Here is a 13,424-nt window from a genome sequence, read left to right as displayed (position 1 = left end):
GCGATGGGCTGCGCAGCAGACCCCGGGGCCGCTGCGCAGCCCATCGCGACCAAGGTCGGCTCCTACATTATTAGATCCGTGTTCACAACGGGTCGGGTTGGCATTCAATCCCTACCCGCGCGCCGCCCAGCGGGCTGCTGCCGATCTCCAGGCGAAAGCCGTGCAGGCCGACAATCGCGGCGACGATCGACAGGCCCAGCCCGAAGCCGTTGTGCTGGCTGCCGTTTTCGGTGCGGTAAAAACGTTGCAATACCGCTTCGCGCTCGCTTTCGGGAATGCCCGGGCCGCTGTCGAGGACTTCGATGCGCGAGCCTGTGGCGCGCAGGATCACGGTGCCATCGGGTGGAGTGAATTTGATCGCGTTGCTTAACAGGTTGCCCAGCGCCTCGAACAGCAGCGCCCGGTCGCCATCGATGCGTGGCAGTTGCTCTGGGGCCTCCAGGCGCAGTTCGATGTGTTCGTCTTCGGCCAGCGGCAAGTAGAAGTCGTGCAGCTCGCGCAGCAACGGCAGTGGGTCAAGCTCGACAAAGCCTGCGCGGCGCTGGTGGTCTTCCAGTTCGCTGATGCGCAGCAGGCCGCGAAAGCGTGCCATCAAGGTGTCGGTTTCGGCGATGGCCTGCTCCAGTTGCAGGGCCTGCGGCGAATCTTCGGGGGCTTGCTGTTGAATGCGGTACAGCTGCGCGCGCAAGCGGGTCAGCGGGGTGCGCAGGTCGTGGGCAATGTTGTCGCACACGCCTTTGACTTCCATCATCAGCCGCTCGATGCGGTCGAGCATGGCGTTGACAATGGCCGCCAGCATGTCCAGCTCGTCGCGTCGATTGGACAGCGGCAGGCGGTGGGTCAGGTCGCCGGCGACGATGGCCTCGGCGCTGGCCTGAATGCCGCGGATGCGTCGCAACGGCCGGCGGCGCAGCAGGTGCCAACCGGCGATGCCAGGGAGGATGGTCAGCGAGATACCCCAGAACATCGCATGTAGGATGATGCGGTTGACCGCGAACAACGAGCCGTTGTCACGCACCAGCACCAGCCAGCGCCCGTCGCGGGTGCGCACCGCCACGGCGTCGCAGCTTTCCTGCGGCAATTTGGGGTCGTCGATGTGCAGGCAATCGGGCAGTTCGTGGATGCGCCCGTCCAGGTCCAGGTGTGGCGGGATCTGGCGGATCTGCCCGGCCAGCGGCGCCAGGTCGTTGTCGAACAGGCCGTAGGCGTCGAAGGCGCGGGTGTCGAAGGTCTGGCTGGCGGCGAGGGCGTCGTCCAGCTGTTTGCCTTCCATGCGCGACAGCAGATGCTGGCGCTGCAGCAGGGAATGGTGGGCGAGTTTGTTCAGGTAGCTGGAGACCTCGTAATACAGTGCGCCCAGGAGGATGCTGCTCCAGGCCACGAACAGGAAACTGTACAGCGCCAGCAGTCGACTGCTGGAAGAACGCCAGCCCTTAGACGGGTTCGGCAATGACATAGCCGGAGCCTCGCACCGTGCGAATCAGTGGGGTCTGGCCAGGCGGGTCGATTTTCTTGCGCAAGCGGCCGATGTGCACGTCGATGAGGTTGGTGCCGGGGTCGAAGTGATAGCCCCAGACTTCCTCGAAGATCATCATCCGGGTCAACACCTGCCCGGCGTTGCGCATCAGAAACTCCAGCAATTTGTATTCGGTGGGCAGCAGATCAAGCGTTTGTTCGGCGCGGCGGGCTTGATGGCTGATCAGGTCCAGGGTCAAGTCCGCGACGCTCAGTGAAGTGTTGGACGGCGCGCTGGCCTGGTTGCGCCGCAGCAGCACCTCGACCCGCGCGGCCATTTCATCGCTGGCAAACGGCTTGGTCAGGTAGTCGTCACCGCCGGCGCGCAAGCCACGAACCCGCTCGTCGACGTCCGAAAGGGCGCTGATCATCAGGATCGGCGTGGTCACGCCCAGGGTGCGCCGTAGGTGCCCGAGGAGCTGGCCCCGCGAATGAGGCCCGCCCAATCACCGCACCGCCAGAATCAACAACGCCGCCGCACCCAACGCCGTCACCGTGCGCACATGGTTCCAGCGCGTCCAGTCGCGCAAATATTCCTGCCACAGCCCCTGTGCTTCGTCACTGTCCACCTCGACCCGCGCCAGCAACTCGTTGCGCGGCACGTTGCAGAGCATCGTCACGACAAAATTGCCCAGCAAAAAAAGCCCGCTGCCAGCCGTCAACAGCAGTGTGCCCGGCGCAGACCAGCGCACCAGCGCGTAGACGATCAGCAACAGGCAGGCCACCGAGGTCCCCATGAACACGGAGAGAAACAGCGGGTTAAGGACCATCAGGTTGATCGACTGCATCGCTGCGATGCCGTTGGCGGGCGACAGGCGACCCAGGGCGTGCATGACGAAATTGGAGAAGGCGAAGAACAACCCGCCCATCAGGCCGCAGCCCAGGGCTGCCAGCAGGATAAGGGTCAGGAGCAGGGCATCGGAAAGGGACATGGGCCTGGCCTCGGCAGGACGGGATGCCTGCTGTCGAGCCAAAGCATAGCTAGTGATACAACTTCCTCAACGCCACGCCGGTGACCGCCGATCGGTCGTGTGGCACTTTTTTGACGCGCAGGGCTCTAGCGGCGGATCGGGCTCAACTATGCGCAGAGCCTGTTGTTCATGAATTTTTGATTCCATCAAGCGTTTGCTGGCGCTGGCAGATGCAAGGATGTACGCCAGCAAGCGCCAAAGCTAATCAGTCAGCCACCTGACCGTGTTTATTCGCCTTGTAGCGCATGGCAACCGCCGGCGCCGGGCCGCTCTTGCCGGTTTCCATCCATTTGCGCAGGCGTGTGGCATCGGCGAAGTGGGTGTATTTGCCGAAGGCGTCGAGAATCACCATGGCCACCGGGCGGTCCGCCATGCTGGTTAACAGCACCAGGCAGTGGCCGGCTTTGTTGGTGAACCCGGTCTTGGTCAGTTTGATATCCCAGTTGCTCTTGTTCACCAGATGGTCGGTATTATGAAAACCCAGCGAATAGTTGGGTTTCTTGAAGGCCACGGTCTTCGCGCGCGTAGTGCTCAGTTCACCCAGCAGCGGGTAATTGCGCGAGGCCAGCAGCAACTTGCTCAGGTCGCGCGCGGTGGACACGTTGTGAGTCGACAGACCGGTGGGCTCGACATAGCGGGTGTGGCTCATGCCCAGCGCCCTGGCCTTGGCGTTCATGGCGGCGATAAACGCCCCGTAACCGCCCGGGTAGTGGTGGGCGAGGGTAGTGGCGGCGCGGTTTTCCGAGGACATGAGGGTAATCAGCAGCATTTCCCGGCGATTCAGCTGGCTGCCGAGTCGCACGCGGGAGAACACGCCCTTCATGTCCGGGTTGTGCTTGATGGTGACGGTCAGGATCTCATCCATGGACTGCTTGGCATCCAGCACCACCATGGCCGTCATCAGTTTGGTGACCGAGGCGATCGGGACGACGCGGTCGGGGTTATGGGCATACAGCACCTGGTGGGTCTGCAAGTCGATCAGCAACGCACTGCCGGAGGCCAGGTGAAGTTGTGAAGGGTCTCGCTGGACGGCGGGGGCAGGTTGGGCAACAGCGTTCGACGTGACGGCGGCAGTTCCTGTCAGTAGCAGGATCAGGCTCAAGATCGAAAGGGAAGTTTTCACGTGTAGCGCTCACTAAAGGTTAAGTATGCCGTTGGTGTTGCAAGCATTTTTCTTTTGAAAAACCGCCACATTTTATGAGTATGGCCGACGCGCTGTCGATTGCAGCCACGCAGGAAAATATTTTGGCGTGGACAGTAAAAAGCCCCGCAACCAGGCGGGGCAAGGGGTGTGCGGAGCAACGCACGATGAAGACAGTGATCAATAGCCAGAAGCCATTGGGGTCAGGCTTTGGTACAGCGCTTCGGCCGCCGGCAGCGAGGTCAGTGGGCCGCTGATCGGCTCGCCGTCCTGGACCAGGTACCAGCACGCCAGCAGGCCAGCGTCGCGCAGGCGCTCTGGCACGGCGCTGCCGATAACGGACATGATCTTAACGGTGGGCATGGCACTCTCCTTCAGTTCATGGTCGCCAGAGTAACGGCTGACATGAGGTGGGAAAAATCACCCTGCTCGATAGTCAACATTGATGACGGTGAAGCGAACGGATGCACGGTTGGGTTGGAGATTAAGACAACGATTTTTTAAGATTCTGCGTAGTCGATGGGTAAAGGTTGTGTAAGGTCCGTCAAGCGGATGACTGACACCCAAGCAATGGAGAGAACGATGCCTCTGATTCCCAACAAGGACACAGTCCTGTGCATGTCACTGGCCGGGCGGCCAGGCACCTTTGGCGTGCGTTTTCATAACCACCTGTATGAGCAACTGGGGCTCAATTATTACTACAAGGCCATGACCACCCGCGACCTGCCGGCAGCGGTAGGCGGGATCCGGGCGCTGGGCATTCGCGGCTGCGGTGTCTCGATGCCGTTCAAGGAGGCCTGTATCCCGCTGGTTGACGAGCTGGACCCGTCGGCCGCGGCGATTCAATCGATCAATACAGTGGTCAACACCGATGGGCATTTGAAGGCCTATAACACGGACTACCTGGCGATTCGCCAGTTGATCGAGCAGCACCAACTGGCCCCGGACACCTCCTTCGCCTTGCGCGGCAGCGGCGGGATGGCCAAGGCGGTGGCGTCGGCGTTTCGCGATGCCGGGTTCAAGCGCGGGACGATTGTGGCGCGCAATGCCGAAGCGGGGCGGTCGCTGGCGCTGGCCTGTGGCTATGAGTGGCAGGCTGAATTGGGCGTGTTGCGCCCGCAGCTGCTGGTGAACGTGACACCGATTGGCATGAGTGGTGGCGCCGAGGCCGATGAGTTGTCCTTTGAGGTGGATGCCATCGAGGCGGCGCAAACGGTGTTTGATGTGGTGGCCTTGCCGCCGCAAACCCCGCTGGTGCTCAAGGGCCAGGCGCTGGGCAAGCAGGTGATCACCGGGCTTGAAGTGATTGCCCTGCAGGCGCTGGAGCAGTTTGTGCTGTACACCGGCGTGCGGCCGTCAGCAGAGCAGGTGAGCAAGGCGGTCGAGTACGCCCGTGGGTGATGTGTTGAATTGAGAAGAGCTTCGCGGGCAAGCCCGGCTCCTACATTATTAAAAGCCTTGCTCCACCTTGTGTGGGAGCAAGGCTTGCCCGCGATAAGCTCAACGCGATTCAGGAAGCGTCTTCCAAACGTGCCAGGCGCTCTTCCAGCGCCGCGATCCGCGCTTCGAGTTCTTCGATGCGATCCGACGACACACCGCTCGACCGCTCCGGCCCCTGCTGGCGTGCCGCGAGGATCGCTTCAATGTCCGCCGGATCGCCCATGGCGTGGGTGTAACGATCTTCGCGCTGACCCGCCTGGCGCGGCAGGTGCAGGGCAAAGCCACGGGCGATCAGGCGTTCGAGCTGGTGCACAACCTGTTCGGCATCTTCGAATTCATGCATGCGGGCGCTGCGGGTCAGCAGCTCGTTGACCGTCTGTGGCCCGCGCAAAAACATCAACCCGAGTAATGTCACTTGCGCCGGCACCAGTTCCAGCGCCTTGTCCAGCCGGTGTTCCCAACGGTCGGCGCGGCTGCCCATCTGCAGGCGAGCCATGCCCTGGCCTTCCAGCGCGCGCAGGCTCTGGCCGACCTGGCCGGGGGTGAGGTTGGTGACGGGCTCGCGACTGGTTTTCTGGTTGCAGGCCAGTACCAGGGCATTGAGGGTCAGGGGGTAGGTTTCGGGGCTGGTGGCCTGCTTTTCGATCAGCGAGCCAAGAAGGCGAATTTCTGTGGTGTTGAGCCGTGCATCAGAAGGAGTATCGTGTTCGGCGGACATGGCTCTGTCTCTGGCGATTGAAAGCGCCTAGCCTAGGGTCTTTGCTTCCCAAAAGACAAGCCGCCGCCCTTTATTGCCCCACTCACAAGGACATTCCATGAGTATTTCTCTGTACGCCGCCTCGGTTCCCGTCTTCAAGCAGATGCTGGGCAGCCTGAGCGATGTGTTGAACAAGGCAGAAGCCCACGCCAAGGCGAAAAATATTGACCCTGACGCCTTGCTTCAGGCGCGTCTGTATCCGGATATGTTCCCGCTGATCCGTCAGGTGCAGATCGCGGTTGATTTCGCCAAGGGTGTTTCGGCGCGTCTGGTCGGTGTCGAAGTGCCGGTCTATGAAGATACCGAGCGCACGTTCGCCGACCTGCAGGCGTTGCTGACCAAGGTTCAGGCGTTCATCGCCACGATCGAACCAGCCCAGATCGACGGCCAGGAAGGCCGGGAAATCGTCACCCGGCCAGGCACACCGAAAGAAAAGCGTTTCACCGGCCAGAGCTACCTGCTGACCTACGGCCTGCCGCAGTTTTTCTTCCACGTCACCACCACTTACGCGATCCTGCGCCACAACGGCGTCGAAGTCGGCAAGCGCGACTTCATGGGCGCATTCTGATCGCGATCCGCTGATTAAGCCTGCGGCCCGCTAAACAGCTCCCGGCGTGCGCCTTCGGTGATGGCGACCACGCCCGGGTGCTTGACCTTGCGCTCGACCGAGATGGCATAGAAGGATTCGGTCACGGCATCGGTCTGGCCGATCAGGCGTACGGCGTATTGTTTTTGCACTTCGTCGGCGATCACGCTGGGGGCGATGAAGATCCCGCTGCCCGATTGCCCGAACGCCTGCATCAGCGCGCTGTCGTCGAACTCCCCAACGATGCGCGGCTGCAGTTGCTGCTCGGCAAACCAGCGCATCAAGCGGCTACGTACTACGGTCTCTTGTCCTGGAATCAGCAGCGGGGCCTGGTGCAGGCAGCGGGGGAAGTCTTGCCCGTACCGCTCGGCCAGAGCCTTTGTTGCGAAAAAGCTGATGCCGCATTCGCCCAGGCGCTGGCTGTAGCCCTTGATATCCAGGTGGCTGGGCATGGGGCTGTCAGAGATCACCACGTCCAGGCGCTGGATCGCAAGGTCCGCGAGCAGGCGTTCCAGCTTGTCTTCCCGGCAGCTGATGCGAATCGGTTCGCTTAGCTCCATGGTCGGCGCGATCAGGCGGTAGACGATGGATTTGGGCACTACGTCCGCCACCCCGACCCGGAACAGAATCTGCTGTTCGTCAGGCTGCGCCCGCAACATTGCCTCCAGTTCCTCGCCAATTTGAAACATTTGTTCGGCATACGTCAGTGTCTGGCGGCCAGTTTCTGTCAGCTCCAATTGGCGGCCAACCCGGCGGAACAGCTCGATGCCGTAGGTTTGTTCCAGCAGGCTGATTTGCCCGCTGATAGTCTGCGGGGTCAGGTTAAGCTGCTCGCAGGCACGGACGATACTGCCGGTTTTGGCCACTACCCAGAAGTAATGCAGCTGACGGTAATTGAGCATGGTGGGCGTCCATTCGTAAAAACCGAAGTATAGCCGCTGAAAATACGAATTTTCCTGATGTATTGCGGTCTTTAGAATGCGTCGCTATCAATAAGCCAGCCCCTGAGTGCTGGCCGTGAATGAGAGGAAGACATGATCGAATTCAAATCCATCGGTACGCCGTTGGTTCTGGTGGTTGCCCTGCTGGCAATCACCGGATGTGACCAGGCGGAAAAATCGGCCCAGCAAATGCTCAACCAGGCCGCCGAATCGGCCAAGCAGGCCATCGACAAAACCAACGAGGCAGCGCAGCAGGCGCTCCACGAAGCCACCCACGGTGAGGCCGCCGAAAAGCCGGCAGACAAACGTGACCCTTCCGCTCAGGAAATTTAAGCCCGCTCAGGACTGAACCATGGAATACCTTCTGGAACTCGCTTCAAGCCCTACTGCCTGGGTCGCGCTGGCCACCCTGGTGGCGATGGAAATCGTGCTGGGTATCGATAACCTGATCTTTATCTCGATCCTGACCAACAAACTGCCGGTTGAACACCAGACCAAGGCCCGCCGCCTGGGTATCGGCCTGGCACTGGTGCTGCGCCTGGGCCTGTTGAGCACCGTAGCGTGGATCGTGCAGCTGACCGAGCCGGTTATCGAGGTGTTTGGCCAGGTGTTTTCCTGGAAGGACATGATCCTCATCGCCGGTGGCTTGTTCCTGTTGTGGAAGGCTACCAAGGAAATCCATCACAGCGTCGACCCGTCCGCTCAGCAGGAGCAACTCCTGTCGTCGAAGGTGGCGATGGGCCTGGCGGCTGCCATCGGCCAGATCCTGGTGCTGGACATCGTCTTTTCGATCGACAGCATCATCACCGCCGTGGGCATGACCGAGCACTTGCCGATCATGATCATCGCGGTGGTCAGCGCGGTGTTGGTGATGTTGCTGGCGGCTGACCCGCTGGCACGCTTCATCGACAACAACCCGACTGTGGTCATGCTGGCCCTGGGCTTCTTGATCATGATCGGCATGACGCTGATTGCCGAAGGTTTCGGCGCCCATGTACCGAAAGGCTACGTGTATGCGGCCATGGCTTTCTCGGCGGCCATCGAGGCGTTGAACATGCTGTCGCGTCGAGCCAAACACAAGCGCGTAGCGGTCGAAGCCTAAACGTAAATCGTCGGGCAATGCAAAACGGCCGATCGGGGTAACCCGGTCGGCCGTTTTCATTTCTATTTAAAGAAAGGGGTGCGGATCAATGCGCGTTGGCGTGTCGTACCTGTTTGCGCTGTGCAGTCTTGCTCGGAGCCGCTTGCGGATACTGGCGAGGGTGATGGCGCCTGGCGATTCTCACTACCCCCCACAGCATTGCCGCAGCGACGGCCAGCCATGCACCGATCAGCATGACGATTGTCATTGTCGGGCTCATGCTTGCCTCCTTCGGCTTGGCAGGTGTTAAACACCTGCTACACAAGACAGTCTAGTTGGCGTTGTGTTTCAAGCGATTGACCAATGGTCTAGCCGTTGAGCCGGTTTGCTCTATGCAGCCTCGTCCTTTGCGCACAAACGCTATACCTGAGCCACCCGCAGTCCTATTATCGAGGGCCGAGCCGGGTGATCGTATCCCTGGCGCCAGAAACCAGTGAGTGACGATGCTGCCGTTATTTTCTCCCTTCTACAAACGCCTCCTGTTGGCCGGCGCTCTGGCGTTGACCCTGGTGGGCTGTGCAGGCCAGGTGTCGCAAGACGTTCGCCGCTTGCCCGAGCGCGTTGAACTGAGCGGCGTGCCGTTCTTCCGTGGCAACGCCAACCAGAGTGCGCCGATGGCGCTGGCCAGTATCCTTTCCCAGCAGGGCGTCGGCATCACCCCGGGCTTGCTTGAAAAACCGCTGGGGCTGCCTGCGGGCATAAACAAGCTGCAAGGTTCGATGGAAGCGGTCGCGCGCGATTACGGGATGGTGGTCTATCCGCTGGACAACAGCCTGGCAGCCTTGCTGGCGCAGGTGGCAGCGGGAAACCCGGTACTGGTGCGCTACAGCGATGGCGCTCTGTGGGGTGAGCCGCGTTATGCCTTGCTGGTCGGCTATGACCGTTTCAAGCAGCGGGTGTTGTTGCGCTCCGGGAATAGCCGGCGCATGCCGATCGATTTCGACAGCTTCGCTTCAGCCTGGAAAAGCGAGGGCAGTTGGGCAGTCTTGGTGCAGCGGCCCGAACAGTTGCCCGCCCAGGTGGATCGCCAGCGCTGGCTGAAAGCGGCCAATGACCTGGCCCAGGCGGGCCAGGAACAAGCGGCGGCGCGGGCGACCAAGGCGATCGGCGCGCAGTAACCGGGCTCAGAAGCCCAAGCGATCGCGCAGGCTGTAGTACCAGGCACCCATGGCCGTCAGTGGCGTGCGCAACAGCTGGCCGCCCGGGAATGGATAGTGCGGCAGTTCGGCAAAGGCATCGAAGCGTTCGGCCTGGCCGCGCAGCGATTCGGCCAGGACCTTGCCCGCCAGGTGCGTGTAGGTAACCCCATGGCCGCTGCAGCCCTGGGAGTAATAGAGGTTGTCGCCGATCCGGCCGACCTGCGGGAGGCGGGACAGGGTCAGCAAGAAGTTGCCGGTCCAGGCGTAGTCGATCTTCACGTTCTTCAGTTGCGGGAAGGCCTTGAGCATTTTCGGCCGGATGATCGCTTCAATATTGGCCGGGTCACGCGCACCGTAGACCACGCCGCCGCCGAAGATCAGGCGCTTGTCGGCCGAAAGACGGTAGTAGTCCAGCAGGTAGTTACAGTCTTCGACACAGTAGTCCTGGGGGAGCAGGGTGCGTGCCAGTTCATCATCCAGCGGTTCGGTGGTAATCACCTGGGTGCCGCAGGGCATCGACTTGGCGGCCAGTTCCGGGACCAGATTGCCAAGGTAGGCGTTGCCGGCGACGATCACGAAGTTCGCCCGGACCTTGCCTTGCGGGGTATGAATGACCGGGTTGGCGCCGCGCTCGATGCGTACGGCCGGTGACTGTTCATAAATTTTACCGCCCAGCGACTCAACCGCTGCGGCTTCGCCCAGCGCCAGGTTGAGTGGGTGGATGTGACCGCCGCTCATGTCGAGCATGCCGCCCACGTACTGCTCGCAAGCCACCACTTCACGGATGCGGCGCTTGTCCATCATTTCCAGCTGGGTGTGACCGTAGCGCTCCCACAGGCGTTTTTGCGCCTCCAGGTGGCCCATCTGTTTATCGGTGATCGCGGCGAAGACGCCGCCATCCTTCAGGTCACATTGAATGCCGTAGGTGGCAACCCGCTCGCGGATGATTCGCCCGCCCTCAAAGGCCATTTGCCCGAGCAGCTGCGCCTGGCGCGGGCCGACGCTGCGTTCGATCACATCAATGTCGCGGCTATAACTGTTGACGATCTGGCCGCCGTTGCGCCCTGACGCGCCAAAGCCGACCCTGGCGGCTTCCAGAACAGTCACCTTGAAGCCGTGCTCAAGCAGGAACAGTGCGCTGGACAGCCCGGTGTAGCCCGCGCCGATCACGCACACGTCGGTCTGCACCTCGTCCTGCAACGCCGGCCGCTCGGGGGTGGGATTGGCAGATGCGGCGTAATACGACTGGGGGTAGGGTGTGTTCGCCATCCTGCAACCTCTGTTAATTATTCTTTACGACTGTGCGGATCCTACCTGAGATCAAATCCGGCGGCCAGCAAGGCGTTTTGAGCTGAGCAAGGCGTTTATGAAAATATTTCGACTATTCATAGGCTTAGCTGAAAAAAAGAGGTTGACACCCCCGCTGGATTCCGTAGAATGCCGCCTCACAGCAGGCACATAGCTCAGTTGGTTAGAGCACCACCTTGACATGGTGGGGGTCGTTGGTTCGAGTCCAATTGTGCCTACCAAACAAAATCCGTTCTCTGCTGAGCGGTATAGAAAAGGGCGATCCGAAAGGGTCGCCCTTTTTGATTTGGGGCGAAAAATCCGAGGCGACCGGTGCTTGCCAGAGTGCGATAAATATTTGATTTATTTACGCTCTGGCTCTTTCCATGGCTGAATTTATTTCGTAGAATGCGCCCCACAGCAGGCACATAGCTCAGTTGGTTAGAGCACCACCTTGACATGGTGGGGGTCGTTGGTTCGAGTCCAATTGTGCCTACCAAACAAAATCCGCTCCATGAGCGGTCACAAAAAGGGCGACCCATACGGGTCGCCCTTTTTGTTTATGCCTGAATAAAGCTCGGCCTCCTGTAACAGTTGATGACACAAGCAGTCGTGGGGTGAGCGGCAGTGGTGGTTACAGGGTGATAAAATCCGCTCCTTATCAATTGGAGGTAGACGCGTGCGCAAATTGGCATGGGTAGTGGCGGCGCTGGCGCTGGCTGGTTGCGGAAAGAGCGATGTGGAGCTTGCCCACAAGGTGGTCGCCGAGCAGCTGGCAAACCCGCTGACGGCCAAGTTCACCAATGTGCGGGTGACCGATGACGGTACTGTTTGCGGCAAGATCCGCGGCAAGGATGCTGCCGGGGAGTACACGCCTTACCAGCGCTATGTGGTGATCAAGAAAGACAGCGGCTTTCTTGCGATCATCGAGCGCGATGGCAACGACCCTCAGGTCAGCGCTCTTTGCGGGGCTGCGGCCGTCGATGAAGAGCTGCACGCCGATGCCACCTCAGCGGACGGCTTCGATGTACAGATTGCCGCCGGCAGCAACATGGGCGCATTGAGCGACATGACGGCGCGGTTGATCGAAAAAGGTTTTGTGCCCAACGTCGCACGGCGCGACGGTGTCACGGTCGTATTGCTGGGTCCTTTCGCCACCAAGGCCGAGGCAGACGAAAAGAAAGCGCGCCTGATGGCCGAGCAGGGTATCGAGTCGTTTGTGGTCAAGCACCGGCCGACGCCCTGATCGGCCCATTGCAGAGCCTTGCAGCGCTACACGCTCGGTAGACGAAGCTATGCTGGTAATGTCGCTTTGGTATCTTGCTGAAATGGGGCGATTTGCAGGGTCGTGGGCGTTGCCATAGGGAGATTGAGCATGTCTACGCTAGAGCGCGCGATTGTGATTGCAATCCGGGCGCATGAGGGGCAGCGGGACAAGGCGGGTGCTGCCTATATTCTTCACCCGCTGCGGGTGATGATGCGGGTTGAAACCGTCGATGAGCGCATCGTCGCAGTGCTGCATGACGTGCTTGAAGACACGCCGCTGACGCTGGCTGACCTGGCTCGCGAAGGCTTTCCCCTCAAGGTGTTGGCGGCGCTGCAGGCCCTGAGCAAGCGGCCCGGCGAAAGCTATGAGGCGTTCGTTGAGCGGCTGGCTGATGACCCGCTTGCCAGGGTCGTGAAGTTGGCTGACCTGGCCGACAACAGCGATCTCTCGCGAATTGCCATGCCGGGGCCTGATGACTTGGCGCGCCAGGCCAAGTATCGCCAGGCAGCGGATTACCTCCTGGCGATCTCGTAAGGGCCTGAGCTTGCCTTAGCTGCAGGCCTTGAGATTGACCGGGCCGACGAACTCATTGCCGTGCCCCATCACACAGGCGACGCTTTGATTGCGTTGCCGTTCCCAGGCCTGGACCGGGTAGGTCTTGTTCCAGGCTTCATAGAGCTGTCGGTCCTGCTTGGACAGTTTCAGGTTGTAGGTCTTGCTCATGTAAAAGTAAGTGCGCGCGATCATGCCTCGGATCGAGGGGCGCGGCATGACTTTTTTCGCCTTGAAGTCCACTTGGGTCAGGCACGAACCGTACTGCCCGCGCTGCTCCGGCAGCCAGCCAAAGCTGTAGTTGCTGCGGTCGCCGTTGACCTCGCCGATGCTCGGCACCAGGTTGTGCAGGTCGGCTTCGGCGCGCTGGTAAATCTCGTCGTTGTGGGAGCAGTTCTTGCGCCCACCGTCCTGCCAGCACTGGCGCTGATGGCCTATGTGCCATGCAGGGACGATATGCTCCCATTCAATGCGTGCCGCGCGGTTGGCATTTTTGCGCGGCACGTAGCCACAGGCGGCCAGGTCAATCCGGTTACCGTTGTATTTACAGCCGCAGTAAAACTCCGTGGATTGCGGCGCATACAGGCGCCAGGCAACTTTCTTGGCTTCTTTGAAGGTACGCGGTGCATCGGCGTGAGCAGCAAGAGACAGCAGCAGGCAGGCGCCTGCAATAAAACGAACACTCAT

16 protein-coding genes, 2 tRNA genes and 1 pseudogene are annotated in these 13,424 nt (G+C 60.8%); 9 read left to right on the top strand and 10 right to left on the bottom strand.

Annotated elements, in window-relative coordinates:
- Positions 1-82: 82 nt before the first annotated feature.
- From GUY40_RS11595 to GUY40_RS11575, 5 genes and pseudogenes are all read right to left on the bottom strand, one after another.
- Complete coding sequence (locus GUY40_RS11595; RefSeq protein WP_166569079.1) at positions 83-1,456, bottom strand: HAMP domain-containing sensor histidine kinase; 1,374 nt, start codon at positions 1,454-1,456, stop codon at positions 83-85.
- Positions 1,434-1,934 (bottom strand): annotated as a pseudogene (locus GUY40_RS11590) (response regulator transcription factor); the annotation flags it as partial. The pseudogene GUY40_RS11590 and the gene GUY40_RS11595, both read right to left, overlap by 23 nt.
- Before the next feature lie 27 nt (positions 1,935-1,961).
- Complete coding sequence (locus GUY40_RS11585) at positions 1,962-2,447, bottom strand: DUF1772 domain-containing protein (RefSeq protein ID WP_166569078.1); 486 nt, start codon at positions 2,445-2,447, stop codon at positions 1,962-1,964.
- Positions 2,448-2,691: 244 nt separating this feature from the next.
- Positions 2,692-3,609, bottom strand: coding sequence for a D-alanyl-D-alanine endopeptidase (pbpG, locus tag GUY40_RS11580; protein ID WP_166569077.1), 918 nt, complete (start codon positions 3,607-3,609; stop codon positions 2,692-2,694).
- A gap of 198 nt (positions 3,610-3,807) precedes the next feature.
- Positions 3,808-3,990, bottom strand: coding sequence for a hypothetical protein (locus GUY40_RS11575; RefSeq protein ID WP_166569076.1), 183 nt, complete (start codon positions 3,988-3,990; stop codon positions 3,808-3,810).
- A gap of 219 nt (positions 3,991-4,209) precedes the next feature.
- On the opposite strand from GUY40_RS11575, the gene GUY40_RS11570 reads away from it, so the two are divergent.
- Complete coding sequence (locus GUY40_RS11570; protein ID WP_166569075.1) at positions 4,210-5,028, top strand: shikimate 5-dehydrogenase; 819 nt, start codon at positions 4,210-4,212, stop codon at positions 5,026-5,028.
- 109 nt (positions 5,029-5,137) lie between these two features.
- Here GUY40_RS11570 and GUY40_RS11565 read toward each other — a convergent pair whose 3' ends face one another.
- A complete protein-coding gene (locus GUY40_RS11565; RefSeq protein ID WP_166569074.1) occupies positions 5,138-5,785 on the bottom strand; it encodes a YceH family protein in 648 nt (215 codons plus the stop codon).
- A 97-nt stretch (positions 5,786-5,882) separates the two neighbouring features.
- Between GUY40_RS11565 and GUY40_RS11560 the strand changes: the two genes are divergently transcribed.
- Entirely contained in the window at positions 5,883-6,392 is a 510-nt protein-coding gene (locus tag GUY40_RS11560; protein ID WP_166569073.1) for a DUF1993 family protein, read from the top strand.
- Between the two features lie 14 nt (positions 6,393-6,406).
- Here GUY40_RS11560 and nhaR read toward each other — a convergent pair whose 3' ends face one another.
- Entirely contained in the window at positions 6,407-7,312 is a 906-nt protein-coding gene (gene nhaR, locus GUY40_RS11555) for a transcriptional activator NhaR (protein WP_166569072.1), read from the bottom strand.
- Positions 7,313-7,444: 132 nt separating this feature from the next.
- Between nhaR and GUY40_RS11550 the strand changes: the two genes are divergently transcribed.
- Entirely contained in the window at positions 7,445-7,684 is a 240-nt protein-coding gene (locus tag GUY40_RS11550) for a hypothetical protein (RefSeq protein ID WP_166569071.1), read from the top strand.
- Positions 7,685-7,703: 19 nt separating this feature from the next.
- Positions 7,704-8,453: a TerC family protein gene (locus tag GUY40_RS11545; RefSeq protein WP_166569070.1), complete on the top strand. Its 750-nt coding sequence runs from the start codon at positions 7,704-7,706 to the stop codon at positions 8,451-8,453.
- A gap of 85 nt (positions 8,454-8,538) precedes the next feature.
- Here GUY40_RS11545 and GUY40_RS11540 read toward each other — a convergent pair whose 3' ends face one another.
- Positions 8,539-8,712: a hypothetical protein gene (locus GUY40_RS11540; RefSeq protein WP_166569069.1), complete on the bottom strand. Its 174-nt coding sequence runs from the start codon at positions 8,710-8,712 to the stop codon at positions 8,539-8,541.
- Between the two features lie 223 nt (positions 8,713-8,935).
- On the opposite strand from GUY40_RS11540, the gene GUY40_RS11535 reads away from it, so the two are divergent.
- Positions 8,936-9,610: a peptidase C39 family protein gene (locus GUY40_RS11535; protein WP_166569068.1), complete on the top strand. Its 675-nt coding sequence runs from the start codon at positions 8,936-8,938 to the stop codon at positions 9,608-9,610.
- Positions 9,611-9,616: 6 nt separating this feature from the next.
- Here the strand turns inward: GUY40_RS11535 and GUY40_RS11530 are convergent, their stop codons facing one another.
- Positions 9,617-10,900 (bottom strand): FAD-binding oxidoreductase, encoded by a 1,284-nt coding sequence (locus GUY40_RS11530; protein WP_166569067.1) that lies wholly within the window; start codon positions 10,898-10,900, stop codon positions 9,617-9,619.
- A 183-nt stretch (positions 10,901-11,083) separates the two neighbouring features.
- Here GUY40_RS11530 and GUY40_RS11525 point away from each other — a divergent pair.
- The 4 genes from GUY40_RS11525 to GUY40_RS11510 all read left to right on the top strand — a co-directional run bounded on the left by GUY40_RS11525 (position 11,084) and on the right by GUY40_RS11510 (position 12,719).
- Positions 11,084-11,160: transfer RNA gene (locus tag GUY40_RS11525), tRNA-Val, on the top strand.
- Positions 11,161-11,340: 180 nt separating this feature from the next.
- Positions 11,341-11,417, top strand: a tRNA-Val gene (locus GUY40_RS11520).
- A 180-nt stretch (positions 11,418-11,597) separates the two neighbouring features.
- Complete coding sequence (locus tag GUY40_RS11515) at positions 11,598-12,164, top strand: SPOR domain-containing protein (protein WP_166569066.1); 567 nt, start codon at positions 11,598-11,600, stop codon at positions 12,162-12,164.
- A gap of 129 nt (positions 12,165-12,293) precedes the next feature.
- The gene (locus GUY40_RS11510) at positions 12,294-12,719 is read left to right on the top strand and encodes a GTP pyrophosphokinase (RefSeq protein ID WP_166569065.1); all 426 of its coding nucleotides are present in this window, start codon (positions 12,294-12,296) and stop codon (positions 12,717-12,719) included.
- Between the two features lie 15 nt (positions 12,720-12,734).
- Here the strand turns inward: GUY40_RS11510 and GUY40_RS11505 are convergent, their stop codons facing one another.
- The gene (locus GUY40_RS11505; protein ID WP_166569064.1) at positions 12,735-13,424 is read right to left on the bottom strand and encodes an endonuclease; all 690 of its coding nucleotides are present in this window, start codon (positions 13,422-13,424) and stop codon (positions 12,735-12,737) included.

Source organism: Pseudomonas sp. R5(2019), assembly GCF_009905435.1.
GTDB lineage: Bacteria > Pseudomonadota > Gammaproteobacteria > Pseudomonadales > Pseudomonadaceae > Aquipseudomonas.
This window is presented reverse-complemented; position numbering and strand designations above follow the sequence as displayed.